We start from the raw sequence: 26465 nt of genomic DNA, 5'->3' as shown, positions 1-26465 counted from the left end.
GCTGCTCCCTTACGTGACCGTGACCAGAACCGCACGGATGCCGACCGGCATGTATTCGCGATAGCGGATCTGGAGGTTTTTCCATTTGTGGCTGTTGAGCTGGAAACCGAACGCGCCCATTTCGTCGTTGTTCGGACCCTGCTCGAGAACATGCGCATGGCAGTCGTGCTCGAGGCGCGCATAGCCGGGACGACCGAAGGTTTCCGCGCCGAAGTGCAGGTCGCGGCCATCGCCGAAGAAGCAGCCATGCTGCGAAGGCAGACGATTGTCGGCCGCGATCGCAAAGCGGCTGTACTTGATGCAGCCGGTCTGCGTGTCGAGCACCTGCAAGGCATGCACGAACAGGCCACCGCGTCCGGACGCGCCGCTGACGCGCACGCGGCCCAAACAGGTGATGCCCGAGAACGCGAGCGTGGGACCCCAGGCGGTTTCCGCATTGCCCGTCGCGGCGCGCACGGCGAGCGCGGGCGTGGCCGCTTCCACGCCGCTGCCGGCATCGAGGATGCTGTCGCGGATATCGAGGCGGTAACCGGAATCCATGGCCAGCGGTCCGCAGATGCTGCGCTCGATCACGACTTCCGGCGTCTGATCGAAGGCGGTTTCTTCGGCGGGCAAGGCGAAGCCGTAAGTGTTTTCCAGGGCAGCCGCCACGCGGATCGGTTCGCGCGTTCCATTCAGGGCGACCACGCCGCCGGGATCGAGTGTGCAGCCTTGCACCTGCAGCTGGTTGAGCGCGGCGCGTGCGATCAGGGGCGCGGTCGCGGCATACCCTGGCGCGCGCGTGAGATACAAGCCTTCGAGACGCACGACCAGCTGATCCATGAGCGCTGGCGCGCCGGCGCCGAGCACGTCGTCGGGGCGGAACGCGAGTGGGCGCGCCAGGCGAATCACCGGACGTTGCCGGTCCGCCGCGCGGATCCACAGCGATCGTCCCAATCGAAGCGTGCGCGTGCCGCCTTCGAGCGCGCTGCCGACCACCGTGTTGAGATCAAGCTCGTGCACGAGGCTGTCGCGGATTTCCACGATCAGCGGTTGCGTCAGCTGATGCACATTGGCCAGGGCCTGCTGCAGGGAGAAGCCGGGTGCATTCAAGCGATCGACGACAACCAGCGTGGCAGGCTGCCCCTGCCATTGCGTCGGCGCCGATGCGCGCGTGACCGGTTGTGCGCCGACCGGCCCGGCGAAGCCGTGCGTCACCGAGACATACAGTCCCGCTGCAAGCGGATTCGCTTCGGCGCCGGCATTGGCGCCCATCGTGCCGATGACGATACGGCCGCGATCGGGATCGATGACGATTTCATACGGACGCAGCGCCGGCTGCAGACCGTCTTCCCACGCGCATAGATTCGCACCGCGGAATCGCCATGGCGTCGCCGCAGTGAATGGACCGTCGGGAACATGCAAGGTCAGTCCGGGTCGTTCGGCACGCACCGGTACGCCGGCGGCGGGGTAGCGCTGCACTTCCACATACTCGCCCGGCCGCCCGGCTGGCGTGTCCTGGGTAAGTCGTGCCCAGGGCATCGGGCCGGGAACGGCATCGGGCGCCGACAATTCCGGCGGCTCGTCGTCGGCATGAAAGCGGTGCGTATTGAACAGCACCATCGGTTCGGACTGCGGATGCAAGCTCACACGCACAGCGAAGCGGGCGTTGCCGGCGACGACCGGCAGCGGCGGCATGACGATGGCGGCACCCGGACGCGTCGGCGTTACCGTGTAAGCCTGCAAACGCCAGAGGAACACGGCGAGATTGGGCAAATTGTGCAGACCCGAAGGCTTGACGTCGGCGACGTGCGCGAACGGATCGAAGGGTCCGTTGAGCAGGCTCAGCAAGGCGCGATCACGCAGATTGACCGTGCCGCCACGGCGGGCGTCGCTGCGAAAGGCAGACAGGGGCAGGGGAGGTTGCCCGCCGGCGTCCGGACGCTGGTGATTGAGGTGCTGGTTCCAGACCAGACGCTCGCGCATTTCGACGGCGTGCGCGGCCCAGCCCGACAGCGCATGCGTCAGGGATTCGACAGCGCCCAGCGTGCCCTTGCGGCGACGATGATTGATCGTGCGTGCGACGTCGGCACGCAAGGTCCACGGGTCACCCGACAGATGCGAGGCGCCGAGCAGATCGGCGAGGTAGGGCACGACCCAGTCGGCGCAGGTGTCGGCGAACAGGTCGTGATACAACGCTTCGATGTTGTCGCGAATCGCGGCGTGCGCTTCGTCCATCAGGCCCAGATAGGCCTGCAGCTGCCCGGGCGGTTGCTGTTCGCCATCACGGATGCGGTAGATCTCCGGCAGGCGCTGGTAGATCGGCTGGCGCGGGCTGCTCATGGCGTGCACTCCGTCGTGGCCTGGTCGGCGCTGAAGCCGATCACCAGATGCCGCGTATGCAAGGCCAGCAGCGCGTGACGCGGGCAGGCCACGGTGGGCGAGGGAATCAGATTCGTCGTCGGCAAAGGCAACTGCGTCGCGTCCGCTTCCGGCGGCGTGCCGAGCGCAAGGCGGCGGGCCGCGCGCAACTGCACCCAGGACACGCCGGCGACGTTCTGAATCGCGGCGATGATCTGCGAGGTGTGCGCGGACTGATGGAAGTCGCGGGCGTTCAGGCCGAACAATCCGTCGCGGCCATCGAGGCCGTTGGCCTCTTCGCCGAGAACACCCAGTGCGAGACGGATGCCGCGCAGCAGGTCTTCGGTTCGGTAGGCCGGATCGAAGCCCACCAACGCGTCGACATGCAGGTATTGGCGGAATCCGGCCAGTGCGATCACCGGATGTCGCGCGGGGCCGCGGCAACGGCTGTACATCGTGAGGGCATCGCGAACCTTGGCCAGATCGCCCGCGTTGCCGCTGTCGTTCAACACGGTCAGCACGATCGCAGGCACGCCTTCGGGCGCGTCCCAGCGCGCACTGGCCTTGAGCACGTTCGGCAGCATGCGCGTTTCAGCTTCGTAGTCGGCCAGGCTGACCAGGCGGCCCAGGCTCTGCAGGCGTATCGGTGCGTTGTCGCGCGCATTCTCCGGATCTTCGGGTGGTGCGCCGGTCGTGACCGGCTGCGGCATGAAGACCTTGTCCAATGGCGCCAGCTTGCTGGTCGCCTGCGGCTTGGCATCGGCCTGCAGTGGGCCCTGTGCACCGGAACCCACGCGTTGCACAGCGACGATGTTGTTGCGACCGCTGGCAGGGCGAGCGCCGGTCTTGCCGTCGCCAAATTGCACGACGCTGTTGCCCTCGGCGTCTTCGCGGACGATATAGACCGAATCCAGCGGCCCCGCCGAGAACAGTGTTTCCACCTGCGTCCAGCGCATTCCATCGACGCGCACTTCCAGGGCCGGCACCTGTGCCGGCGTATGCGTGGCATCGAACAGATAGGTCAAGGGCGGCTTGGGCAGCGCGAAACTCTGGAAGCTTGTGCGCGCGTCGCCGGAGCCGATCGGCGCTGCGTCCAGCGTCTTGCCCTGGGATGCATCGACAACATTGCCATAGACCGTGGTCGCGTTTTCGTCATAGCCGAAGTCGGCATAGTCGACGGCCGCGCTGAGTACCAGATCGTGGAAGATGTCTCCGTCGGCACCGGGCGAGGTCACGGCGGAAACATGGCGTTCGCGCGGTTCGCGACCGGGCGTGACCAGCAGCAGACGCCGACCGGACAATGCCGCGGCGTCGTCGCGGCGACCGAAATAGCGCAACGCCGTTCCCTGCGTGCTGCTGGTGTCGACATCGGCGGCATGGGCAGTGAGCGCTGCGCCGAGGACCGGCAGGACGGTGATCGAGCGTACGTCGGCATAGCGCATCAGCTGGCTGCCGACCATGCTGCGCAGGGAATCGTGCAGGCTGAGCACGGTGCTGGCACCGGTCAGCATGCCCCAGGTCATCGAGCGGTTTTCGACCGCACTCAGGTGACGGACCAGGCTCAACCGATGCGACTGCGTGGACAGGCGCGAGGTGCGGAAGCGTCCTTGCACGATGACCGTCGCCCCGGCGGTGAAGACCTTCGATTCGCGGTCCAGCGGCAGTTCGAACGCCGTGATATTGGGATCTACTTCGCTGCTGGACGCAGCGTTGGCGCGCCGGTCGTACGAGGTCTTGCGCGTGCTCGGGACGCCCTGGTCGGAAACCTCGCTGACCGTCGTCGGCGCGTTATGGCCGAAGTGCTGGACGGCGTCGCCGATCTTGTAGGCGCGCAGCGCCGAGGCAGGGGTGGCTCGCGTCAGCCCGGCGGTCAGGCGAACGTGGCGCTTGCCGAACGCGACCCAGGTATCTTCGATGGTGACGATTTCCGACGTCAGCAGCTGCGTCGGATGCGCGCCTCCCGGGGAAGCCTCGCCGATCAGCAGACGATCTTCGGCTTTCAGATCGGAAACATCGCCCGACAAGCGCAGGACGCGCGTGCCCGCCGCGATCGATGGCATCATGCGCGGGCGGTAAAGCGAAAACGCGCTCAAGGCCGGATGGGCGAGCAGGGCCGCCCGCGTTTCGAATTCGACCGGCTTCGCGATGCCTTCGATCGCGACCTTGAGACCGAAGCCTGCGGGTACGGTCACTGGCAGCGTGCCCTTGATGGTCAAGGCGAAGGTCGCTTCGCCGGCCAGTCCCGGTGTCAGGCGATAGCCACCCAGTCGCACCAGATCGGTGATGCTCTGCGGCCAGCGCGCGGTGCGCAGATAGGCTTCGTTGGCGTAGAGCGATTGATAGAAGCTCAGGATGTCGACGACGATGGCGTCCGCTTCGAGCAGGGCGATGGCCGGATCGTCGACATGGCGGTGCGTGAACGCGGACAGCACCGGCTGCTGGTTGAGCGCGTCAAACATGCTCGCGCGCACCTCGGCATAGTTGCCGATGCGGTAGTCGATGCGCGGCAGGCCCGGACGATTGAAGATCGTCTTTGGGAACAGCGGCGGCTTGGCGCAGTCGTGCTTGCAGCTCATCGCCGGCCTCCGAGGATTTCGAAATTCAGGCGCCCGGTTTCCAGGCGATTGGGATCGTTGGCGACCTGCAGGATTTCCGTGGGACGCACATCGATGCGTTCGACGACCGGCAGGGCCTCATCGCCCGGCGCCACCGTGATCGTCTGCAGGCTCGCGCCGTGCAGACCGTGCAGCCGGCGCAGGCTCACCAGCAACACGCGCCCCACGCCGGGCACCGACAGCGCACGGCCAATGATCTGCGAGACATGCAATGACTGGCCGAAGGTCCACAGGTCGGGATGGAACAAGCCGGGGCGGCCATCGGCGGTCCAGCCGTCGGAGAGTTCCAGTTCGAGTGCGCGCCGAAGGTCTTCCGGCCAATAGTCGGGATGCGCACAGACGCGCACGAGGATATCGAGCGGCACATAGGTTGCCGCGCGGACTTCCACGTCTTCGCCGACCAGCCGAACCGCGTCCAGATGCGCCGCGATTTGCCGACGCAGCGGCTCGGCCAGCGTGGTCGTGCCGCGCGGATCAATCGCGACGCGGACCGCGCGCCAGGAGCCCGTCCAGGCATAGCTGGCGTGGGCGTGGGCGACCTCCGGCAATTCTTCAGCACGGCGTGCATAGTCCTCGAGGGTGACCGCGCGCAATTGCCGGCTGCGATACGCCTCGGGCACGCGGCGGATGATTTCCGCGACCGGTTCGGGGGCACGACCGTCAACGAAGTCGAAGGGATTCCAGATTCCGGCGATGCGCGGATTCGCTGCGCGATCGAAGCCGGTCAGCGTATCGGCACCGATGTTTCCGGCCACGCCATCGCCGACCTGGTAGCGACAGGTCACCACGGCGTCGTCGGGCAGGCGGCCGCCGTTGTCGCCATTGCCGAAACGCAGCTGGCTGCGGCGATATTCGTCGGTCTCGACGAGGAAATGTTCGGCGTCGCCGGCCGATTCGATGAGGTCGCTTTGCTCTTCCCAGAGCGCACCGAACCCGCTGACCTGGACGGAAAGACTGCTGCGTGGCGGCGTTTCGCCGCCGGGCGGCGTATTGCGATAGGCCACCGGCGTGTGCGGTAACCGCGCACAGACGCCCCAGTGGGTCGATTCGTAGGTGGCCTCATCCTGGAATTCAAAGCTCAGGGGATTGGCGATGGCGAGCGGTGCGCCCGGCGGGCGGAACACGGTGCGATGCGGGCGACCGTGCGCGATGCGCACCAGGTTGCCGTGGAAGACGCTGACATCGCGCAAGGGCAGGGACAGATCGCATTGCGTGCTGAAGCAATAGCGCCGGGTGAGGCGATCCTCGTCGCGCCAGTGCACGCGAACACACCATTCACCTGCCGCGCCGGCCATCGGGTCGAACACCGATTCGGCGTCGCCACGCAATTGCAACAGCTGCCGCGCGGTCGGATCGCGTCCGAGGGCGTTGCCGGTTTGCGGATTGAGCTGCTGCTGCACGAGCAGATGACGCGGTGCGCCGGTATTGAGCAGGTCGCGCAGGAGATCGGCATTGGCCTGCGTCGGCGGACCGAGCGACGCGGGTACGGTTAGGTCCGCGCGGACGCTGCCGATGTCGAGTGCTGTGATCGTGCCGCCCCAGGAATACAGTGTCAGCGCGTTGAGCATGCGTTCGCAGGCGAGCGCATCGTGGGTCACAAAGGCTTCGCTGCGAGGATCCTGCCAGCGTTCGCTGGTCCAGGCGCCGAAACCGGCGGCGAGCGTGGCGTTCGCGAACGCCGGCGCCACCGTCACCGCGAGCCAGCCGCTGGCCTGGTTGCCCTGATGGATGTGGTAGTCCATCAGGCGAGCATGCCGCGCCAGCGAGACGCGCTTGCGCGCGCCCGCAAGCGTGGCCTCGTTCATCACGCGGTCCTGGAAGTCCGATAGCTCGTCGGCATCCGCAGCCAGAAGATCGATCAGCACCTGGTCGAGATCGGCTTCGCTGGTAGGCGTCCAGCCCGGCACGCGGTCCTGCATTGCGCAGATCAGTACATGCTTGAAGGAATCGAAATCCTTGGCCAGATAGTCGATGTCGGGCAGCGGCAGCGGTGCAGGCAAGGTGTCGTCGGCGGCGCAGTTCAGATTGAAACAGGCCGGCCGGAATTTGAAACCGATCTCCGACATCAGCGGATCGAAGCCGGCGAACTGCACCGCCAGCTCATAGGTCGAGTAGTCGCCGATCGGCACAATGCGCAGGCGCAGGCGCTGACTGCCGGGGCCCGCACTGACACTGGTGACGCGCACTTGTCCGGCAGCGGCTCCCGCCGGCAGTCGCGAGCCGCCGCTGAGCGGGAATACCGCATGCGCCGGCGTGCCGCCCGTGATGGCGGCGACGATGGCCGCGAGGTGGCGGTCGGTATGGAAATCCACATCGAGCCAGGCCTCGGTCGGCGCGGCCGGTGGCAGCAGTGTGACGAAGACGCGCGCGATGCCGTTGAGATTGCGCGCCGCCAGATTGCGCGCGCGTTCTTCCAGTACTTCCCGGTCAATGACCTTGCCCGCGACGACACCCATCACACGCCTCCCCCGCGCTCGAAGCGCAGGCGTCGTTGTTCGCCGGTGTCGATGACCTGGTAGCTCAGTTCGACGACCAGGGTCGCGTCTTGGTTGAGCACGTCCAGCGCCAGCACCTTCACCCGATGTCCGAGCCAATGTGCGAGCGCCTGGCTGAGATTCGCCTTGGCCAGGCCGGCGGTGACTTCGTCGTTGCCCTGGAACACCAGCCGACGCAGATTGCCGCCAAAGGTCGGCACGAACGGACGTTCGCCGGTATTGGTCAGCAGCAGCTGCATGATCTCGCCGCGCACATGCGCATCGAGCGAGGCCGGCGCGACCGTGCGACCGTCGCTGCCGATGCGGAACGGGAAATCCAGGTGGCGGCCGCTCACAGGTTCAACTCCAGTTGCACCACGTCGTAGTCGATGTCGCTGCCGAGACCCGACGCGTCGTGCAGGGTGATCTCGTTGATCAGCGCGTTCTCGTTCGCCTTGAGGAAGTCGAACAGACCCCAGGCCACCGCCACGAACAGCAGGCGCCGGTCTTCGACCCCTTGATCGGGCAGGGCGAAACCCTTTGTCGCCGCCCATTCGGTTTTCATCGCCTTTTCCATCGCTTCAGCGAGACTGTCGGCGAAGTCGGCGACACGGCCGTGTTTCAGTGCCATCGTTCGATCCTCATCCGGTCTTGACCTTCACCGACAACAAGGCAGGCGTCGCCGGCGGCATGGGCGGCACCGGTGTCATCGGCGTCACCGGGAACACGCCCAGAGCCATCTCGCCCGGGTGCGTGTGCGTGGTGTAGATGTTGATCATCTGGTTGAGGAAGGTGAGCAGGTCGTCGCCGAACACCAGCGGATGGGTGGCGTTTTCGACCAGCTCGATCTGCGGTGCCTCCACGACAACCTTGGTCGTCGCCTGCACCTTGACCTTGCCGCCGCTGACTTCGATGGTCAGGAAGTTCTTCGCATCCTTGTCGCTGAGCGAGATCTTTCCTGCGTCGTCGTCCAGGGCGAGCATCAGACCCGTGGCACTCTTGAAGATGCGACGAGACTGCACGGCATCGCTGGCGGCTTCGTTCTTCGGCGCTTCCTTGTCGGCCCACCAGGTGCCGGTCCAGATCGGCCGCGAGGGATCGCCGGCTTCGAATTCGATCCAAACACCGGCCTTGACCGGCGGAATCACGAACAAGCCCTGATCGGGACCGGCGTACGGCGCGCAGGGCAGGGCCCAGGGCGTCTTCACATCGTGCAGCACTTCCGGCACGTTGGCGCGAATGCGACCGAGACCGTCCGGATCGTCGTTGTCGGTGACCACGCCGCGGTACTTGCCGTAGAACCGGCTGCGAGATTGTTCGGCGAGATCGACGACCAGCTGTTCCAGCCCCATCGCGTTCATCAGAACACTCCTCCGGGCAGGCTGCTGCCGCTGTAGCCGGCGGAACGCGCATTGCGCTTGAGCGTCAGGCTCTGCACATAGCTACCGTCGTTGATGACGTGATGCACGCGACTGATCAGATAGTCGCCGCCGAGAAAGCCGCCCGGTCCCGCGACCCGGATCACCTGATGTGGCGACAGCACCTGGTCGTAGTCGTTGGCGTCGAGTTCGGCGGTCGCCGTGTAGGCGAAGCCCGACAGGTCGACGGCGCCGGCGGTCGCGGCGTCGAGATCGTTCTGTTCTTCGCGCGTGCGCGCCAGCAAGCTCACCGCTGTCGGCGACATCACCTGGTGCAGGGACTGGCTGCCGAGCGCAGCCGTCGCGGGAGTCGACGCCTCACTGGTGAGCAAGGTCTTGTCGGAGATGCGCACGCTGCCTGCCCGCGCGGCCAGCGGCTGCAGGGCGTCGAGCTGGACGGAAAACTTGTGGATATTGCGTTCTTCTCCAATCAGCAGCAGGCCGCTGGTCTCGCCGGGCACGAGCGAAGGGCGTGAGAAAACGCAGGTGCTCCGTCCTGGCGTCTCGCCCGGGCGCACGTAGACGAACATGCCGTTTCGGCGCGCCAAATCGCGCAGCAGCTGCATCGCCGTACCGCGTTGCACGACGTAGCGTTTGTGCGACGCACCGGCGTCCGGAACGCTGTCGACTTCGGCATCCAGGTCATCGCCAATCAACGATTCGACGATCTCGGCGACCGGTTTGTCCTCGAACAGCGCGACTTCCTCGGTCTGGTTGAGCAGCACGCTGTCGTCGTGCACGACCAAGGTCAGACCGCTTTCGCCCGGACCCGCGCCCAGCTCGAAGCGTTGCGCGACGATGGGCCCGTCGATCAGGGCGGTGAATTCGCCTTCACCGATCTTGACCTCGACGCGGATGCGCCGGAACGGCTGCGCAAACTCGTCTTCGATCACCGTCCAGCGCCCCTGGTCGTCGATCGAAAGATCGATCTCCAGCTCCGCTTCGGCCGCAACCCCGATCGCCTGGTCGACGCGGATTTCGCGGAACAGATCGAGCTGCTCCGCGCTCGCGGGCGTGTCGTTGAAGTAGATGCGGAGCGCAGCCAAGGCCATGTCGGGCTCACTTCACCGGAACATCGATGGCGCGGCCGCTGGTTTCGACCAGCGTATTGGCCTCGAGCTCGCTGTTGGCGTCGGCGATATGCCAGAAGCGCGTGCCATCGCGGGTGCGCCGCTGACTCATGACGTCGAGCTGGTCGTGGTCGCGGACCACGGTGCGCTCGCCCGGCGTCGTCGGCAGCCGGCGCAGCGACACGGCCTGGACCTCGCGGCCCTGGCCGTCGATCGCGGTCACGGTCGGGACGGTGCTGTAGCGGGAGTTCTTGAGGAACATGCGCGGTCTCCGTGGGTGTTCAGAACACGACGATGTCGACGGCGAGTTCGATCGCCTTGCCGAGGTTGAGGATGGCCTGGGCGTCCTTCGCGCCCTTGGAATAGGTCAGCGCGCCCTTGCCGATGGTGTCGGTGCTGGTGCTGGCGAAATTGATGACTTCCAGGCCGATCTGCACTTCGGCCTGCACCGGGTTGAGAAAGGCGTCGAACTTCTGCTCGGTGATCGTCATCGACTTGATGCGCACCGGCAGGATGCGGGTCGCACCCCAGATGAAAAGAATGCGGGGAATCGATTGCCGCGGAATGGGCGCTTCCGGCGGTTCGCCGTCCGCAGACGCCACCGCTGCGCCCACCGCATCGGTCACGCCACCGAGCAGTCCGCTCAACGGGCCGGCGGGATAGACCATCTTCTCCAGCGCGGCCAGTTGCGGGCCGATGCCGAACACGCGCGGAATCGCCGACACGATGCCGCCGTTGCCGAGATCGTCGGCCGCGGAGAAATTCGCCGTGACCGTGAAACTCTCGCGCGGCGGCGTGCCGGCCTGGTCGGGCTCGCGCTGACGCGTGCCGCCGCTGCTGCTCGACGTCGGCGGAGGCGGGATCTCGATCGAGCGTGCTAGCTGCTCGGGATTGAACTGGAAGATCACCAGGTTCGGAATCGGACCGAGGAAGTCGCCGCTGTATTCGACCAGGGCACCACGCAGGAAGAAGCCGGGCATGTCAGGTGTCCTCCTCGGTGTCGTCTTGCTTTTCCGGGCCGCGGGCGAGCCAGTCGACCAGGCTGTCGGCGATGCGCGCGCGCAACGATTCCGCATCCAGTCCTGGCGCCGCCGCAATCGCCGGCAGGCGGATTGAAGGCGACAGGTCGCCGAGACGGGCGACGTCGAGGCCGCGAACGCTGAGGCGGTCAAGCAATACGGCGTCGAGTCCCTCGAACGCCGCGCGCACGGACTCGGCAGAGATGCCTTGGACGCGCAGGGACAGGCGATCGATACGAATCGCGCTCATCGAACGTCCTCCTCGAACAGCGCGGCGACCAGGGACTGGTAGCGTCCGAAACTCTCGACCGAAATCGGGCGATTGATCTTGTCCAGCTCGCGTTTGACCGCGCACAGAACCGTCGCCATCTCGACGCGTGGCGTGCCGCCGACGTCCGATTGCAGACAGGCATTGAAGGCAATCGAGCGGATATGGCCGCCGGCAAGCGGGAAGGCCTGCGCCAGATACGCGAAGTCCAGCGTCGAGGTATCGACTCGCGTCGGGAAGACGTAGCGCCACAAGCGCTGTCGTTCGGCCTCACCGGGCAGGGGGAAATCCACCAGATAGCGCAGGCGACGCAGGAAGGCCTCGTCGAGGTCTTTGCGTCGGTTGGTCGCCAGGATCGCTACGCCCTTGAGCCGTTCCATGCGCTCGAGCAGGTAGCTGACCTCGATGTTGGCGAAGCGGTCGTGCGCATCCTTGACGCTGGTGCGCTTGCCGAACAGGGCGTCGGCTTCGTCGAAGAACACGACGCAGTCGCTTTCTTCGATCACGTCGAAGACGCGCTTGAGGTTCTTTTCGGTTTCGCCGATGTACTTGTTGACGACCTGGGACAGGTCGATGCGATACATCGGCAGCGACAGTTCATGAGCGATGGCTTCGGCAGCCATCGTCTTGCCGGTGCCCGGCGGTCCGCAGAACAGGGCCGACAGGCCGGATTCGTTCCAGGCTTTGGCCGTGCCCCAGTCGTAGTGCACGGTGGTCAACGCGCGCGTGGCGCGGACGATTTCGTCCAGCTGCAGGCGTTGCGGTGCCGGCAAGACCATTTCATCCAGTGCGAAACGCGTGCGCACGGCCTGTGCCAGGCTGCCCAGGTCCGGACGTGACTGCGTTCGGCACAGGGCCTGCAGCGCTTCGGCATCGAGTCGGCCGTCGAAGGTGGAGGCGGCGGCACCAATCGCGTCGATCGCGGTCGCGCCCAGACGGAATCGTCGCGCCACTTCGGCGATGCCGGCGTCCAGGCCGGTCGCGCGAGCGCCGAGCGCGTGCGTCAGTCGTGCCACGCGCGTGGCGTGGTCGGTGACCGGCAAGACAATCGGTGCCTGCAGCGCATGTGCCGGCAAGGGTTTGCTTGCCTGCAGGTCCGACATCGGGGCCAGCCAGCGCACCGGGGTGGTTGGCCAAACCAGAGGGCGCACGTGTTCATCGGTCGGCGGTGTCAGCGTCGGCAGCAACACGTCGGCGTCGTGCAACCAGCACCAGGCTGCCAGCGCGGCCAGGCGATGCGCATCCGGAAGATCGGGACGCTGCATGCCGACAATGAGGCGACCGCTGGCCTGGGCCAGCCAGGCTGCCCATCCGCTGTAGTCGCTGCCGCGATCGCCGAGCAAGGGCAGGAAGCAGGCCTCTTGCGGCGGATGCGCCAGCGTGTGCGCTGCGGCGGCGAGTTCGCCGCGTTCATCGCGATGCAACGAGGTCGGCGTCAGCAGACGCAGATCCGGCGGCAAGCGGCCGTCGTCGAACAGGCAGGCGCTGGCGATCAGCGCGGGCATTTCGAAGCCTTGCAGCCAGCCGTTCCTCGGCGTGTCGTCGACAAAGGCGAGCAGACCGAAACGGAACAGTGGGTGCGCCGCATCCATGTGCAACAGATCGGTCGGCTCGTCGCACAGCCGCTGGACCAGGGCCAAACTGGGTTGCGAGCGATGGCCATCGCCGTGGCAGGTCGCGATGATTGCCGCCGTGGCGCTGTCGCTACGTGCCAACAGTCCGACCGCGAGAACCAGTTGCGCGGCCTCGTCGAGCTGCAGGCGATGTGCGATGGCGGTCCAGGGACCGGTCTTCGGGGGCGTGTGCTCGCGTAGCAGGGCGATGCGTTCGCTGAGGTAGCGGCCAGTCGCATCGTTCGCGAAGAAGCGGCGCTTCTCGTCGGCGTGACGGGCGAGGTCGAGCGAATCGACCACGGCATCGCCCACGGGCGGCAGGCGCGCATCGGCGGGCGAGGGGGTGCCGCCGCGCTGGAACCACAGCCAGGCGATTTCGCGGCGCAGCCGCAGGGTCGCTTCGCTCAGCCAGCGCGCCGTCAGCGGATCGCTCGCATGGATGCGCGGATCGAACGCTTGCGGAAGTTCGACGACCGCGTTCATGGCGCCCACACCGCTTCGGGTGTACGCACGGCCTGTGCGCCGTTGACGCGCACGATCAGATAGTAAGTACCGGGCGGCAGGGCATGCGCGGCATCGACGCTTGCCACCAAGCTTGTCTGTGCGGCGCCGCCGGCGACCTCGAGATTCAGCGCCACGACGCCATCGCGGTAGAAGGCCACGAACACGGCATCGTCGACATTGCCCAGACGCTGGCCGGTGATCGTAACGCTGCCGAACAGGTTGGGCCCATTGGGCGTCAGCGCACCGACGGTCGCGTTGACGACCGTGGGCAGCAGGGTGGCAGCGAGCAGATTGCTGGACTGGCGCCGGCCGCTGGGCAGACGTCGCGATACGGCGATCGCATGGTCGCCGGCCGACAGCGCCGGCACCGCCGGCAGGCGGGCCTGCACCGCACCTTCGCGTGCGGCGATCACGGGGAGATCGATCGCGCCCAGATGCACCGTGTCGATGCTGGTATTGATGTCGTCGCCGGACAGTTCGATCGTCGCGCCCGCCTCGAAGCGCATCGGCGTGAGGCGCTTGAGTCGCGGACCCATCGAGGGCAACACGACGACGCCCGGCGCCGCCGGCGGGCCCACCGTGAGCACCGGCAGGACGAATTCGGGCGGCACATCCGGTGCAATCAACACAGGCCGCACCTGGAACGCCGCAGAGAGCCGATATTTCTCCTCACTGCCCTGCATGACGCGCGACAGCAGCTCCGCATCGGCCGAATCGAAAGTCAGCTTCAGCGGCTCGGGATTGTCGAGCAAGGCCGGCACGGTCGGCCACACGATCGTCATTTCCTGCAGGCCGGCAAGACCACGCGCCAGAAGACGGTGCGCGGCGATGCTGTCGCTGTCGCGATCGATGTCGAAAGCGGTGAGCAGATAGCGCAGGACCAGCCACAGAGGCGCTGGCTCGCCATCCTGCAAGGCATGGTTTTTCAGGAAGGGATCGAAGTCGAGCTGGTAAAGGAACAGATTGAGATTCGGTGCCCCGTCCGCGTCTGCCGCGACATCCGGCCGGCTCACCGTGACCAGCACGCCCGCGCGCAATTGCAGCTGCGCGCGTATCGCCTCGGAAACCGCGCCGATCGCTTCATGGGTGGCCATCAACGGCATCAGCTGCCCCTCAAATAGTGGCGACGCGCGTTGAATGCCTGGCCTCGCGCCGGCGACGGCGCAACCGGCGTGGCGGCCGGCGGAGCAGCAACCGGACGAGGCGCGGGCGTGGGGGCACTCACGTCGATGTCGACGCGGCCGATATGGATTTCGACGCCGTTCGAGGGGCGCGTCGCCCGCAGTGGCAGCGGCGCGGCGTCGTTCGTCGACGCGGGCACGGATCCGGCTTGCGATCGCGACGGAACGGTGGCGCTGACGGCGGGGAGATGGGCCATCGGCGCGTTGCTTTCTTGCGACTCGGCGTCGGAGAAGATCTCGGGACGCGCGACGGTTGTCGCTTGCATCGCGGATCTGGCGCGCGTGGCGGGCACCGTCTTTGCGGCGCCCGGGTGCGTGCGTCCGGCGCGTGGGGGAACCATCGCGATCTCTTCCGCTTCGGCGGATGTCGTCGGGATGGATTCACCGCGTGCCGTTGCGGTCGGCGTATCCAGCACGGGCGCCGCCACCGGCGGATGCGCCTGCGAGGCAGTCGCGAGTGTCAGCGACGTGGTTTCGACGAATGGCCGGGCGTCGACAACCGGCGCGGAAAAATCGGTGGCATCGACGGAAGCGATGTCGTTCTCGACTGAGGCAACGACCGGACTCGCCGTCGATGTCCGCACGGGTTCCAGAGGGGGAGTTACAGCCGTCGCCACCAAAGGCGAGGGCGGCAGAGGATGGGTATCCTGTCGCGTCGGGGGCGTTTGCGCACGTTCGATGGACTCGGCGGGTTCGGGAGCCCGGGTTGTGCGCTCGCCGACTACCGGCGCCAGCGCCGTTATTTCCGTCGACTGCTCGCTCCAGGACGACGCGGCGCTGTCGACGCGCGCGGCCGGTGCAGTGGCGGCATCGCCACGGGTACGTTGCGCCAGGCGGGAAAAATACGGCGTCATGCCAGATCCGCCTGTAATCGGCTCAGGTAGCGGCGGCGCCGCCACGGCGGCAGAGCAACGATCTGCGCTTCCGACCAGTGGTAGTGCACCGCAAGCTGATGAATCTCGTCAGTGAGCCGGCGTTGCCGCGACCGCAGGCTTTCGACCAGCAGCATTTCCAGATCGACATCGACCGCGACCTCGCGGCCGCAGAACGGACAGACGACTGTCAGCGACAACGCGGTCAGCGGATCGGCCTCGTTCAAGGCGAGTGCGATCGGTGCCAACCAAGTGGGGGGTAGTACCCAGCCGCTCGGCATCGGCGTGCCGTCAGCGCGTTCGATCAGTCGCCGTGCCAGCCAGTGCTCGGCCTGCTTCGGATCCTGGTCGAGCTGTCGCGACCATTCGACCAGATCGCCGCCGCGCGGCAGGCGCAGACGCAGCGACTGGCCGTCGGGCGCAGTCCAGTCGACGGCGTCGGCGGTGTGCAGGGCGAAGCCCTCGAGGCCAAGTTCCATCTCGACTTGACCGCCGCAATCGGCATGGCCGCAGTGTGCGACGGCCTGTGTCATCGGGCCCTGGCTTGCACGCGCGATGGCAAGCAAAGCTTGCAGGCGCTCGGCCGTCGTCCACCGCCAGACGAAGTCGCCATCGTGCGTGGTCTCGGTCGGCGGCTCCACGCACAAGGCCAGCAGTTCGCTGACCAGGGCATGGCGTGGCGCCATACTGAAATCGACGTCCAGGTCGTCGACGCACTCGGTGAACGCGCGCACTTGCATGCGCGCATCGCCGGGTTCGCCGGGGGGCCAGAGGAGGAGGGCGGGGCGCATGGGAGGTCCGATCAGCCCGCCTCGGACGGTTCGGTGGTATCGACGTCGCGCTCCCAACCTTCGAGTTCTATCTTGACGTTCTCGATGGCGACGGCGTTCGCGTTGGCGTCCAGATCGGGCATCGCCGTGTATTCGCTGACCCAGCACGCATGCAGGAAATAGCGCTTGGCGACTTGGCCCTTCTCGTTCATCACCTCGAGCGTGAGTTCCTTCTTGTACCCGGCCAGATCCATGGTCGGATCGCCGGCATAGGCATGCACCTTGTTGGCCCAGGCCTCGAACTCCGGATCGTGGGTGATGCCACGCTCCAGCGTCAGCGGCTCGTAGCTCGTGCGGCCGGGCGACTTGTGGTCGATGCTGTTCTCGCCGCCGCTGCGGTGCTTGACCACTTCCGTGGTGCGCTTGAGCGAGCTTGCCTTGCTCACGCCGAGCACGGGCTTGTTGTCCCACAGGACGCGGAACTTGAAATTCTTGTAAGGATCGAAGCGATGCGTGTTGACGACGAATCCGGTGTTGGCCATGGCAGATCTCCTGGGTTGGCTTGGCTGGGGGCCGTCGGTTTACAGATCGCCAGCGATCTGCTGGATCTTGATGACGACGAACTCCGCGGGCTTGAGCGGTGCAAAGCCGACCTCGATGTTGACGATGCCCTTGTTGCGGTCGTCCTGCGTGGTCGTGTCCTTGTCGCACTTGACGTAGAACGCATCCTTCGGGCTCGTGCCCTGGAAGGCGCCCTGACGGAACAGCGACATCATGTAGGCGTTGAGATTGAGTCGGATCTTGGCCCACAGCGGCTCGTCGTTCGGTTCGAACACGACCCATTTCGTGCCGCGGAACAGCGACTCTTCGATGTTCAGTGCGAGCCGGCGAATCGGGATATATTTCCATTCGCTGCCGAAGTCGTCGTCGCCGTCGAGCGTGCGTGCACCCCAGTTCACCAAACCATTCGGGAAGACGCGCAGGCAGTTGACGGCCTTCTTGTTGAGTACGCCGTTCTCGATGTCGGTCAGTTTCACCTCGACGCCGAGCACGTCACGCACATCGGCTTCGACGCCCGCCGGTGCTTTCCACACACCGCGGGTCGCGTCGGTACGCGCCATCAGGCCGGCGATCGCGCCGCTGGCGCCGGTGAGCTTTTTCAGTCCGGCGTTGTCGAAGACCACGCGCGGATAGAACACGGCGGCATTGCGCTTGGCCGCGACATTGAGCTGACTGATCATCGCCGTGTTGCCGGCCACCGCCGGGCGGCCGTCGGGACCGGTCCAGTTCGCCGGCGCGTCGACGAGCAGGAACGCCCGGTGATTGGCGCAATACACACTGGCCGGATTCCACAGGCCCAGATGGATCGCGGCACTGACGTCGGTGTCCGGCGGCAACACCATGAGATTGAACAGATCGACGGAGTCGAGTGCATGGAAACCGGTCTGGTCGACCGGATTGCCCAGATAGTCTGCAGCGGTCGGCGCGCCGCCATCGGAGCCGTTGACGCCCGCCGAAGAGAAAGTGCTCGTGCCCGACGTTCCCAAGGTGTACTGCCGCGTGTTGGCAGTCAGGGCGCCAGTGAAATCCGCCGCCGCGGGCGTCGAAACCACGCCGCCGGTCGCCAGCATGGCGTTGATGCTGCTCGCTTTCGGCAGCAGAGCGAGTTGATAGCCCCAGACCTGGGCGCGATACGCGACCGTGGCATTGGCATTGATCGCGTTGGCGATGATCTGCAATTTCTCACGCAGGCCGTCGGAATCGCCGGTCGCCGGGCTGGCGCCGACGCGATTCTGGAACCAGCGATCCGTGCCAACGCGGGTGACCAGGTTGTTGGGTGCCGCGTTGAGGGCGACCACCACCGTATCAATGGCGAGCTGGGTGATGGCCGACTGCGTCAGCGCGGCGATCGCATTGATGTTCGTCTTCAGCGAGGCGGCGGTGAACGGGCCGGTGGCGCTGCCGATCGTCACCAGGGTGGCATTCGGTGCCGGACGGAAGTTCGCGTAACGCGCCTGTTCCAGGCCACCCTGTTCGGCGCCAAGCATCAGCGCCGCCGCGATATCGTTGTTCGATGCGCGGGTGATGCGTACCGACGACTGATTGCCCGAGCTCGCCGTGATCGTGATCAGCGTGCCGACATTCGCCGGGGCTTCCACGGTCACCGCGACGGTATCGCCGCTAAGCTGGTTGTTGATGTCCAGCGACAGCGCGTTGCCCAGGGCGGTGAAGTCGGCCGGTGCCGCCAGCGTCGACAGCGTGACCAGTCGCGACGCGCCGTCGTTGACGCGGATCGAGAAGCTGTTCTGGTTCGCCGCGATCAGCAGGTTCAGGGCGTCGCGGACGTCGCCGGCCGTGCCGGCCGCGGGTGTCAACGGTCGACGTCCCTGCGAATAGCCCGGGAAGCTGTTGACCAGGGTGTTGATGAAGGAGCCGGGGAGCGTGGCGTCACCGAGACCGGCATGCAGGTTCAGATCGATCAGGGAAGAACTCTGCGTCACGAAGGTCGGCGCGAAACGCGGCGACAGCGGGTTCATCGACAGGTTGCCGTGTTCCTCGGTGCTGACGATGTTGCCCGCGTCTTCCTGGATCACGCGCAGGTTGAAACTTTCGTGCGGGCTCACGGTGTTGTAGTCGACGGCCAGCCGGACCGTGTTGGCCCAGGCCCCTTCCGCTTTCGCCGTCGCCACGAGTACCGGCTGCCCGCCGGTGGACAGGCTGCGCAAGGTGATCGCCGACGCGGTCGCGCCGTTGGCGAGGCGAACGACGTAGCAGTCGGTGCCGCCGTTGGCGAAGAACTGACGCACGGCATGGCCGAGATCGCTTTGCGCGTGCGGCGCGCCGAACTTGCGCTGGAAATCGGCGAGGCTCAGGCAGCGCTCGGCACGATTGAGCTTGCCCTTGCTGGTGCGGCCGAAGAACGCGGCGATGGAGGTCGAGACGCTGGTGATCGTGTGCACGCCACTCGACACCTCGTCAATGTAGACACCGGGGTAGCTGACGGTTACAGGCATGGAAGACTCCTTGGGTCGGCGCCGCCTCGTGGCGGCGGCATGGCGTGGGCGAGAGAAGCGGTGGCGTGGATCAGGAACGATGTTTGGGTGGTTCGGCCGGTGTTTCTCCGGCCGCGTTTTCTTTCATCGCGCGGGCATACAGCTCGGTTCCATCGGGAAGGGCGTGGACTTGCATTTCGCCGGCCGCCACCAGGTGCTCGAGTGCCTGTTGCAACTTCGCGTCCGGGACCGACTGAAACGCCGCCGGCAACCACCATCGGCGGATGCCCTCGGCGCTGTCGGCCGCGTCGGGATGCCGCGCCAGGTAGTGACGCAAGGCTTCACGCAGCGGATCGGACGGATGCGCAACGCCGCTCGACATACGGTCCTCCTTACCAGATGGCGATTGGCGCGACGGGAACCATTGCAATGCGCGTGCCAAGTGCGAACGCGTGTTCGCAATCAATGCGATCAATGACTTGCGTCGGGTACGAAAATCACACTGCGGTGGCGACGACCCATAATTTTTCGTTACGCCGACCGCAACGCTGTCGCGACGCGGGTGAAGGGTGGGGCGTTGCGCACCCAGTGTTGGCGACGGATGGCCGCACGCGGGTCGCGGCCACAGAGCGACACGCAAAATTATTTCGTTGAATGCGGCGACGTGCGAACAATCTCGAACGCACCGTGTCGAAATCACGGGTGGGACAAGTTGCACCCACCGCGATGATTGACGCAGTTGCGGCGTCCATTCTTCAGACGTGATTCGTCAAGGCGTGTCCGCCTGCGGATGCGCTTCGCGTTGAAGCGATGTCACGATGGAGAGCACGCGACGGCAGCGCGCCGCGTTCGTCTCAGCTCATTTCTTTGCTGATGCCGTGCTTCTTGAGTAGTTTTCCAAGGGATCGCCGTTCTTTGCAGGCCAGCCGTGCAGCGGCGGAGACGTTGCCATTGGTTTCCAGCAGGAGACGCGACAGGTAGTCGCGCTCGAAGTCCGCAATCGCCTGCGCCTTGGCGCTTTGGAAGTCGGGATAGCGGCAGGCCAGGCTTTCCGAAGGTGCGTCCTCCGATTCGCAGGCCTCGTCGAAACGGATCTCGTCGCTCTCGCACATCAGCACATTGCGATGGATCAGACTTTCGAGTTCGCGCACGTTGCCCGGCCACGGGTAACGCATCATCCATGCCCAGGAATCGGGATGCAGCCGCTTCGGTGCCACTTCATAGCGCTCGCAGAACGAGGCAAGGAAATGCCGGGCCAGCAGCACGATGTCGGTCTTGCGCTCGCGCAGGGGTGGTATGCGCAGCCGGATGATATTGAGACGGTAGAGCAGATCGCTGCGGAACATGCCGCGTTCGACCAAGGTCTGCAGCGGCTGGTTGGCCGCCGCGATGATGCGCCCGTCAGAGATCTGTTCAACGCTCTGACCGACCGGCCGATAGCGCCGGTCCTGCAAAAAACGCAGCACGGCGACCTGGCCCTTGTTCGGCAAGGTGTCGACCTCGTCGAGGAAGAGGGTGCCGCCGTTGGCCTGCGCCACCACGCCGGCATGGGTGGTCTTGGCATCGGTGAAGGCGCCGCGCGCATGCCCAAAGAGCTCCGATTCGATCAGCGATTCGGGCACGGCGCCGCAATTCATCGGCACGAAGGGCTTGTTGCGGCGGGGGCTCAGATAGTGAATGGCTCGGGCAGCCAATTCCTTTCCGACGCCGGTCTCGCCTTCGATTAGCACCGAGGCGTCGGTGCGTGCGATCTTGGCGATCTGCTGCAGCAAGGTAGTGAAAGCCGCGGAGTTGCCGATCATGCCGTGCAGGGCTGCCGCGGACACGATCGCGGCATCGGCGCAGACCTCGCCGTCGACGAGATAGTCGGTGTCGGAAGCAAACTTGCGTCGATGATTTTCCGGACCCACTGCACCCTCCCGGGGGTTCAGTCGCACAGACAAAGGTACGGGAAGCATGTTTCAGTAAGGCCACTTTTTGCGGCAAATTGCATGCCCAGACAGGTGCTCCGCGCATGCCAGATGTTGAGCGGCGCTAAGCATTTCGTTCAGCTTTCCCGCGCCTGCGCCCTGTTCTCCCAGCGCCGTGGACCCGCGAAGGGCCCTGCTTAGTGATACTTACTTTTTTCAAATCTGCTTTTCGAACCGCCGTTTGCTTGCCGACGCTGGTTGCGCGTGAAGGTGGGCTGGGGCCACGGCAAGCGCAGCGCGTCGGCCTCACACGAGTCGGTGATGCTCCGGTCGGAAGTTTCGCGCGAGACGGCGATAGCTGAAACTGAAGCCGGGAAACATCGCGACCACGTGGCCGCTCTTGCTCAGGTACCAGCTGTGGCAGCCGCCGGTTTTCCACACGGTGCCCGCCATCTCTGTGTGGATCATCTTTGTGTAGTCCGCCTCCGCCTCCGGCGTGACTTCGATGGCGCGACGCTTCTCTCGCTTCAGCCAGGCGATACATTTCATGACGTAGATCATCTGCGACTCGATGATGAAGAGCGCCGAGGTATGGCCGATGCCGGTGTTGGGACCGGTCACGATGAACAGATTGGGAAAGCCCGGCACGCAGGTCCCGAGATAGGCGCGCGGAAATTCCTTCCAGGTCTCGCTCAGCCGACGACCGTCGGTACCGGTCACCGGATAGGAAATGACGCCGTCGGTGGCGTCGTAACCCGTGGAATAGACGATCAGATCGACATCGATCTGCTGTCCGTCATCGGTGAGGATGCCGGTCTCGTTGATCGCGCGAATGCCTTGTTCGCGAGAGTGCAGACTGACATTGGCGCGGGTGAGGGCAGGGTAGAGCGTGCTCGACAGCAGGATGCGCTTGCAGCCGATCGTGTAGGCGGGCGTGAGTTTCTCGCGCAGCCCCGGATCGGCGACGCTCCGACGCAGCAGACGTTCCGCCTGCCGCCGGGCGACCAGGTCGAGCAGACGCCGCGAATACTTGAAACCCAGCACACGTGATTCCAGGCCCCAATAAATTGCTGTCCGCACGGTCCGGTAGATCGGTCGAATCCGAAGCAGGGCCCGCGCAAATCGGCCGAACTTCCGATCCGGGCGGGGCAGGACCCAATGCGGCGTGCGCTGGAAAACATGCAGATGCCGTACCGCCGGTGCAATCGCCGGGATCACTTGGGCCGCGCTCGCACCGCTGCCAATGATCGCGACACGCTGGTCGCGCACATCGAAGTGCCGATCCCAGTGGTTGGTATGGAAGGACTTGCCCAGAAATCGTTCGCGGCCGGGAAAATCGGGCGTCACCGGCGAACTCAGCGGACCGGTCGCATTGATGAGGATCGGTGCACGAAATACGCTCTGATCCTCGGACTGCACGTCCCACGTCGCGCTGCCTGCATCCCATCGCGCACCGACGACTCGCGTGTTCAGTCGTATTCTTTCGTGCAACTGGTATTTGTCGAGGAGGTACCGGGTATACGCTTCCAGCTCGTCCTGTTCGGCAAACATCTGCGTCCAGGGATAGGGCTCGCCGGCGATCGAGTACAGCGGCGACTGCACGTCCACGGCGGCGCCGGGATAGCGGTTCTGGCACCAGGTGCCGCCGGGAAAATCGCGTCGCTCGAGAATCAGGAAATCGCGGATGCCCTGACGCAGCAGATGGATCGCGGCGCATTGCCCGCCGAAGCCGCTGCCGATGATGAGGGCCTCGCAGGTTTTCACGACGTGCTCCCGCGGGCTATCGGGCCCGGACCTATTGTTGCATTCTGACGCACCCTTCCAGGCAGGCATCGGACTTGAAATACCTGACCGGCTACCCCGAGCCCCTGCTGGCCCAGGTTCGCGAGCTGATGGCTCAACACCGGCTGGGCAGCATGCTGGCGGAGAAATACGGTCAAGGCCACGAGGTGCGCAACGACCGGCAGCTGTACGACTACGTCCAGGATTTGAAGGACCGCCACCTGCGCAAATCCGTTCCCCTGGGCAAGGTGATCTACGACAGCAAACTTCAGGTGATGAAGCACGCGTTGGGCACGCACACGTCGATTTCCCGGATTCAGGGCGACAAACTCAAGGCCAGTCGCGAGATTCGCATTGCCACCGTGTTCCGCGACGCGCCCGCCGACTTCCTGAGAATGATCGTCGTACACGAACTGGCGCATCTGAAGGAAGCCGAACACAACAAGGCCTTCTACCAGCTGTGCACGCACATGGAACCGGACTACCACCGGCTGGAGTTCGATCTACGCGTGTATCTCACGCACCTCGAATCGGCCCCAGGCCAGGCGGGAAACCGCCCCTAGCGCGCGGATAGCTCGGCGAGTATTTCGTCGAGCTGTCCAAACGTCTCCTGCAGCGCTTCCTGCGCACCGGTGCCGGCTGCGTCGAGCGCTTCCTTCGTGGGATACAGCTCACTCATGACGAGCCGCGTCTTGCCGTCGCGTTCTTCGAACGTCACGGTGGTGACGGATCCTTCCTCGCCGCTTTCCTCGTTTGTCCAGACGATGCGCTTGTCAGGCACCACCTCGAGGTAGCTGCCGAAGAAGGCCATCGTGTTCGCAGGATCGTCGCCGAACACCAGTCGGTATTTGCCGCCGGTGCGAACGTCCATCTCGCAGGAGCGAAGTGTCATGCCCAGGGAGCGGGGCACCCACCACTTCTTGAACAACTCGGGTTTGGACCACGCCTCGAAGACGAGCCGCGCGGGCGCATCGAACGTCCGCGTGACGACGACCTCGCGCTCCGACGTTTTCTGCACCGTCGTGCGCTGAGATTCACTTTCTTTTCTTGCGACCACGGGCCTTCTCCTGTCGTTTGAGTTCGTCGATGACACCATCCAGCGCTTCGAAGCGCGCATCCCACCTCTGGCGGTAACGCGCGATCCATTCCATTTCTTCCTCGAGACGGCACGGGCCGATGCGGCACGTCCGCACGCGGCCGACCTTTTCGGTGGTCACCAGACCGGCCTGCTCCAGTACGCCGACGTGTTTCTTCATGCCCGTAAGGGTCATAGCGAACTTGTCGGCGAGGTCGGTGATGGAGGCGTCGCCGCGAGCGAGCTGGTCCAGGACGCCACGGCGGGTGGCGTCGGCAAGGGCCGCAAAGGAGGCGTTGAAGTGCGTCGGAAAATGCTGAACCATGTGGTTCAGTATGAGGGCGTCGAAGGTGGGAAGCAAGGGTGCAACGGCGGCTGCCTGCTAGATCATTCGGACGAAAAATGCGCCAGGAACATGTCGGTCGCGGTCTCGGCGACCTGCTTGCGCTGCTGGGCGGTCAGTATCGGCTGGCCCAGCGTGATCTGCGGCCAGAAAGCGAAGCCCTTGACCATGCCCTGAAGCATCATCGACGCGAACATCGGATCGGTGGTCTTCAGACGACCGTCCGCGGCGGCCGCACGGATCCACACGGTCAGGCCTTCTTCCTTGTTGCCCATACGCGCGAACATTTCCTGGGCGCGCTCGGGGGAGGGGATGACCGCCGCGATGGCCACGCGTGCCAGATCGATGAAGGCTTCGTCGTGAAGCAGCTGCAGTTTCTGCTGCACGAGTTCGAGCAATTGCGCACGCAGTGGTCGGTCGCTTCGATAAGTCAGCTCCGGCGACGCGAGACTGCGTTCCCACAGCTGCTGAAGGATGTGCGCGAACAGATCCTCCTTGCTGGGGAAATGGTTGTAGACGGTGCGTTTGGACACGCCGGCGCTGGCCGCAACGCGGTCCATGCTGGTGGCCTCGTAGCCGGCTTGGCGGAATTCCGTCACCGCGGCTTCCAGGATGGCGGCGCGCTTGCGGTCGGTCAGGCGAATGGGGGCGGTGGCAGTGGTCATGGGCACAGGTTACACCCTGGGGTTTACTTTTTCAAAAAGTAGACTACACTGGGCAGTGTAAGCATTCAGCCAGCCCACCGGAGACCGGATTGTGAGTATCTGCCTTCCCACCGCCCCCAAGAGCCCTCTGGGCCTCGCCGAATACGCCGCGTCCCCGCAGTTCTCGGGGCGCAGCTTCCGCAATCCGCTGCCGCGCCCGGCCATGGGTTTGATGAAAACCCTTCGCATCCTGCGGGACGCGCTGTTCTACAAGCCGGCGGGGGCGGTTCCGGTTTCCGTGCCCGCGGTCCTGACACTCACGGCCGACGACCTGGCGCAGGCCCCGGATCGCAGCCTGTTCCGGCTCGGGCATTCGACGCTGCTGATCAAGCTGCGCGGCGGTCTCTGGATTACCGATCCGGTCTTCGCCGAGCGCGCTTCGCCGGTCCAGTGGGCAGGGCCCAAGCGCTTCCACGCACCCCCGATCGCACTGGAAGACTTGCCGCCGCTGCGAGGCGTCCTGCTTTCGCACGACCACTACGACCATCTCGACCGCGAAACGATCCTGCAGCTGGCCAAGACGACGGAAGTATTCCTGACGCCCTTGGGCGTGGGTGACCGGCTGATCGCCTGGGGCGTCGACCCGGCGAAAGTGCAGCAGTTCGACTGGTGGCAAGGCACGACCGTCGATGGCGTGCAGTTCATCGCCACGCCGGCCCAGCACTTTTCCGGGCGAGGACTTTTCGACGGCGACAAAACGCTGTGGGCGTCCTGGACGATCCTGGACGAACCGCCCGGCGAAGCACCGCTGAGGGTGTTTTTCAGCGGCGACACCGGTTATTTCGATGGCTTCCGCGAGATCGGCCGACGCTTCGGACCGTTCGACGTGACGCTGCTGGAGACGGGCGCTTACAACGTGGAGTGGCCGTTCGTGCATATGCAGCCGGAGCAAACGGTTCAGGCGCATCTGGATCTGCGCGGCCGCTGGCTGCTGCCGATCCACAACGGAACCTTCGACCTGGCGATGCACGTCTGGACCGAGCCCTTCGAGCGCGTTTCCGCGCTGAGCGCGCAGCAGGGCGTCGCCCTGACGACGCCGCGCATGGGCGAACGCCTGAACCTGCAATCTCCCCATGCCGCCACCGCCTGGTGGCGCGAGACCGCCGAGGCGGCAACGTCTAGTGAGGTTTTGCTCGCGACGTCGACGGAGGCTGTATGAAACTGCGCCTGCAAGACACACTCGACGCCGTCGCCGTGCGCCGGATCACCGACGCGGTGTTGCGAGCCGACCTGGGCAGCCGGGTCAATTTCGAACCCGAGGCGCAGATCGTCCGGATCGAGAACTGGCTGACGGTCTCCGAAACCATCGAAGTGATCGCCCGGAATGGCTATTTGATCGCGTCCGTCGTGGATGACTCGAACACGGCGCCGGCGTTTCGTCGAGTGGGCGGGGGCGCTTAGTCGTTGGCGCTACCTGGGAACGGTGGCTCAAGGTCGGGCTTGGGAAGAGGTTGATTTGGGTGGGTTTTGCTATGGTGACCCGTATTCTTTACTTCGCATAATGTATATTATGT

General features: G+C 65.3%; 25 protein-coding genes. 3 read left to right on the top strand and 22 right to left on the bottom strand.

What is annotated here, in order from left to right; translation table 11 throughout:
• Positions 1-9 precede the first annotated feature (9 nt).
• The 19 genes from G467_RS0111020 to G467_RS0110930 form a co-directional block, all read right to left on the bottom strand.
• A complete protein-coding gene (locus G467_RS0111020; protein WP_022969799.1) occupies positions 10-2322 on the bottom strand; it encodes a phage tail protein in 2313 nt (770 codons plus the stop codon).
• Positions 2319-4916 (bottom strand): baseplate J/gp47 family protein, encoded by a 2598-nt coding sequence (locus G467_RS16455; protein WP_022969798.1) that lies wholly within the window; start codon positions 4914-4916, stop codon positions 2319-2321. The genes G467_RS0111020 and G467_RS16455 overlap by 4 nt, the downstream gene beginning before the upstream one ends.
• Positions 4913-7411 carry a baseplate J/gp47 family protein gene (locus G467_RS0111010; RefSeq protein WP_022969797.1) on the bottom strand — a complete coding sequence of 833 codons (2499 nt, stop codon included), beginning with the start codon at positions 7409-7411 and terminating at the stop codon, positions 4913-4915. The genes G467_RS16455 and G467_RS0111010 overlap by 4 nt, the downstream gene beginning before the upstream one ends.
• Positions 7411-7785, bottom strand: coding sequence for a GPW/gp25 family protein (locus G467_RS0111005; RefSeq protein WP_022969796.1), 375 nt, complete (start codon positions 7783-7785; stop codon positions 7411-7413). Before G467_RS0111005 ends, G467_RS0111010 begins: the two co-directional genes overlap by 1 nt.
• The gene (locus G467_RS18255; RefSeq protein ID WP_022969795.1) at positions 7782-8060 is read right to left on the bottom strand and encodes a hypothetical protein; all 279 of its coding nucleotides are present in this window, start codon (positions 8058-8060) and stop codon (positions 7782-7784) included. Before G467_RS18255 ends, G467_RS0111005 begins: the two co-directional genes overlap by 4 nt.
• A gap of 10 nt (positions 8061-8070) precedes the next feature.
• On the bottom strand, positions 8071-8790 hold the full coding sequence (locus G467_RS16450) for a phage baseplate assembly protein V (RefSeq protein ID WP_022969794.1): 720 nt from the start codon (positions 8788-8790) through the stop codon (positions 8071-8073).
• On the bottom strand, positions 8790-9893 hold the full coding sequence (locus G467_RS0110990) for a hypothetical protein (RefSeq protein WP_155844878.1): 1104 nt from the start codon (positions 9891-9893) through the stop codon (positions 8790-8792). Before G467_RS0110990 ends, G467_RS16450 begins: the two co-directional genes overlap by 1 nt.
• Before the next feature lie 13 nt (positions 9894-9906).
• Positions 9907-10179 carry a hypothetical protein gene (locus G467_RS0110985; protein WP_022969792.1) on the bottom strand — a complete coding sequence of 91 codons (273 nt, stop codon included), beginning with the start codon at positions 10177-10179 and terminating at the stop codon, positions 9907-9909.
• Positions 10180-10198: 19 nt separating this feature from the next.
• Positions 10199-10897, bottom strand: coding sequence for a hypothetical protein (locus G467_RS0110980; RefSeq protein ID WP_022969791.1), 699 nt, complete (start codon positions 10895-10897; stop codon positions 10199-10201).
• Between the two features lies 1 nt (position 10898).
• On the bottom strand, positions 10899-11186 hold the full coding sequence (locus tag G467_RS0110975) for a hypothetical protein (protein ID WP_022969790.1): 288 nt from the start codon (positions 11184-11186) through the stop codon (positions 10899-10901).
• Positions 11183-13300 (bottom strand): ATP-binding protein, encoded by a 2118-nt coding sequence (locus tag G467_RS0110970; RefSeq protein WP_033397789.1) that lies wholly within the window; start codon positions 13298-13300, stop codon positions 11183-11185. The genes G467_RS0110975 and G467_RS0110970 overlap by 4 nt, the downstream gene beginning before the upstream one ends.
• A complete protein-coding gene (locus G467_RS0110965; RefSeq protein WP_162140756.1) occupies positions 13297-14415 on the bottom strand; it encodes a Pvc16 family protein in 1119 nt (372 codons plus the stop codon). Before G467_RS0110965 ends, G467_RS0110970 begins: the two co-directional genes overlap by 4 nt.
• An 8-nt stretch (positions 14416-14423) precedes the next feature.
• Complete coding sequence (locus G467_RS0110960) at positions 14424-15356, bottom strand: hypothetical protein (RefSeq protein ID WP_155844877.1); 933 nt, start codon at positions 15354-15356, stop codon at positions 14424-14426.
• The gene (locus G467_RS17570) at positions 15353-16165 is read right to left on the bottom strand and encodes a hypothetical protein (RefSeq protein WP_022969786.1); all 813 of its coding nucleotides are present in this window, start codon (positions 16163-16165) and stop codon (positions 15353-15355) included. The genes G467_RS0110960 and G467_RS17570 overlap by 4 nt, the downstream gene beginning before the upstream one ends.
• A gap of 11 nt (positions 16166-16176) precedes the next feature.
• Positions 16177-16686 (bottom strand): phage tail protein, encoded by a 510-nt coding sequence (locus G467_RS0110950; protein ID WP_022969785.1) that lies wholly within the window; start codon positions 16684-16686, stop codon positions 16177-16179.
• Between the two features lie 39 nt (positions 16687-16725).
• A complete protein-coding gene (locus G467_RS17565; protein ID WP_022969784.1) occupies positions 16726-19158 on the bottom strand; it encodes a phage tail sheath family protein in 2433 nt (810 codons plus the stop codon).
• Between the two features lie 70 nt (positions 19159-19228).
• The gene (locus G467_RS16430) at positions 19229-19612 is read right to left on the bottom strand and encodes a hypothetical protein (protein ID WP_155844876.1); all 384 of its coding nucleotides are present in this window, start codon (positions 19610-19612) and stop codon (positions 19229-19231) included.
• Between the two features lie 379 nt (positions 19613-19991).
• The gene (locus tag G467_RS0110935; protein ID WP_022969782.1) at positions 19992-21047 is read right to left on the bottom strand and encodes a sigma-54 interaction domain-containing protein; all 1056 of its coding nucleotides are present in this window, start codon (positions 21045-21047) and stop codon (positions 19992-19994) included.
• A gap of 306 nt (positions 21048-21353) precedes the next feature.
• Complete coding sequence (locus G467_RS0110930) at positions 21354-22811, bottom strand: flavin-containing monooxygenase (RefSeq protein WP_022969781.1); 1458 nt, start codon at positions 22809-22811, stop codon at positions 21354-21356.
• 74 nt (positions 22812-22885) lie between these two features.
• On the opposite strand from G467_RS0110930, the gene G467_RS0110925 reads away from it, so the two are divergent.
• Entirely contained in the window at positions 22886-23392 is a 507-nt protein-coding gene (locus tag G467_RS0110925; protein WP_022969780.1) for a M48 metallopeptidase family protein, read from the top strand.
• Here G467_RS0110925 and G467_RS0110920 read toward each other — a convergent pair.
• From G467_RS0110920 to G467_RS0110910, 3 genes are read right to left on the bottom strand one after another with little or no spacing between them, the layout of a single operon-like run.
• Entirely contained in the window at positions 23389-23886 is a 498-nt protein-coding gene (locus G467_RS0110920) for an SRPBCC family protein (protein ID WP_022969779.1), read from the bottom strand. The genes G467_RS0110925 and G467_RS0110920 overlap by 4 nt on opposite strands.
• Complete coding sequence (locus tag G467_RS0110915) at positions 23864-24265, bottom strand: ArsR/SmtB family transcription factor (RefSeq protein WP_245559067.1); 402 nt, start codon at positions 24263-24265, stop codon at positions 23864-23866. Before G467_RS0110915 ends, G467_RS0110920 begins: the two co-directional genes overlap by 23 nt.
• Before the next feature lie 26 nt (positions 24266-24291).
• Positions 24292-24912: a TetR/AcrR family transcriptional regulator gene (locus tag G467_RS0110910; protein WP_022969777.1), complete on the bottom strand. Its 621-nt coding sequence runs from the start codon at positions 24910-24912 to the stop codon at positions 24292-24294.
• A 91-nt stretch (positions 24913-25003) separates the two neighbouring features.
• Between G467_RS0110910 and G467_RS16425 the strand changes: the two genes are divergently transcribed.
• Together G467_RS16425 and G467_RS0110900 are read left to right on the top strand one after the other, a co-directional pair.
• The gene (locus tag G467_RS16425; RefSeq protein WP_022969776.1) at positions 25004-26110 is read left to right on the top strand and encodes an MBL fold metallo-hydrolase; all 1107 of its coding nucleotides are present in this window, start codon (positions 25004-25006) and stop codon (positions 26108-26110) included.
• Entirely contained in the window at positions 26107-26352 is a 246-nt protein-coding gene (locus G467_RS0110900; protein ID WP_022969775.1) for a hypothetical protein, read from the top strand. The genes G467_RS16425 and G467_RS0110900 overlap by 4 nt, the downstream gene beginning before the upstream one ends.
• Positions 26353-26465: the final 113 nt, after the last annotated feature.

Origin of the sequence: Arenimonas oryziterrae DSM 21050 = YC6267, from assembly GCF_000420545.1 — a bacterium.
GTDB lineage: Bacteria > Pseudomonadota > Gammaproteobacteria > Xanthomonadales > Xanthomonadaceae > Arenimonas > Arenimonas oryziterrae.
Note: the sequence above shows the minus strand (reverse complement) of the source record. Positions and strands in the feature narration are given on the sequence as shown.

Coding starts and splice junctions, on each gene's coding strand:
- G467_RS0111020 (WP_022969799.1), bottom strand. CDS start 2,322: ATGAGCAGCCCGCGCCAGCCGATCTACCAGCGCCTGCCGGAGATCTAC.
- G467_RS0110950 (WP_022969785.1), bottom strand. CDS start 16,686: ATGGCCAACACCGGATTCGTCGTCAACACGCATCGCTTCGATCCTTAC.
- G467_RS0110970 (WP_033397789.1), bottom strand. CDS start 13,300: ATGAACGCGGTCGTCGAACTTCCGCAAGCGTTCGATCCGCGCATCCAT.
- G467_RS16450 (WP_022969794.1), bottom strand. CDS start 8,790: ATGAACGCGATGGGGCTGGAACAGCTGGTCGTCGATCTCGCCGAACAA.
- G467_RS0110965 (WP_162140756.1), bottom strand. CDS start 14,415: ATGGCCACCCATGAAGCGATCGGCGCGGTTTCCGAGGCGATACGCGCG.
- G467_RS16455 (WP_022969798.1), bottom strand. CDS start 4,916: ATGAGCTGCAAGCACGACTGCGCCAAGCCGCCGCTGTTCCCAAAGACG.
- G467_RS17565 (WP_022969784.1), bottom strand. CDS start 19,158: ATGCCTGTAACCGTCAGCTACCCCGGTGTCTACATTGACGAGGTGTCG.
- G467_RS0111010 (WP_022969797.1), bottom strand. CDS start 7,411: ATGGGTGTCGTCGCGGGCAAGGTCATTGACCGGGAAGTACTGGAAGAA.
- G467_RS0110975 (WP_022969790.1), bottom strand. CDS start 11,186: ATGAGCGCGATTCGTATCGATCGCCTGTCCCTGCGCGTCCAAGGCATC.
- G467_RS18255 (WP_022969795.1), bottom strand. CDS start 8,060: ATGGCACTGAAACACGGCCGTGTCGCCGACTTCGCCGACAGTCTCGCT.
- G467_RS0110910 (WP_022969777.1), bottom strand. CDS start 24,912: ATGACCACTGCCACCGCCCCCATTCGCCTGACCGACCGCAAGCGCGCC.
- G467_RS0110985 (WP_022969792.1), bottom strand. CDS start 10,179: ATGTTCCTCAAGAACTCCCGCTACAGCACCGTCCCGACCGTGACCGCG.
- G467_RS17570 (WP_022969786.1), bottom strand. CDS start 16,165: ATGCGCCCCGCCCTCCTCCTCTGGCCCCCCGGCGAACCCGGCGATGCG.
- G467_RS0110960 (WP_155844877.1), bottom strand. CDS start 15,356: ATGACGCCGTATTTTTCCCGCCTGGCGCAACGTACCCGTGGCGATGCC.
- G467_RS0110900 (WP_022969775.1), top strand. CDS start 26,107: ATGAAACTGCGCCTGCAAGACACACTCGACGCCGTCGCCGTGCGCCGG.
- G467_RS0110980 (WP_022969791.1), bottom strand. CDS start 10,897: ATGCCCGGCTTCTTCCTGCGTGGTGCCCTGGTCGAATACAGCGGCGAC.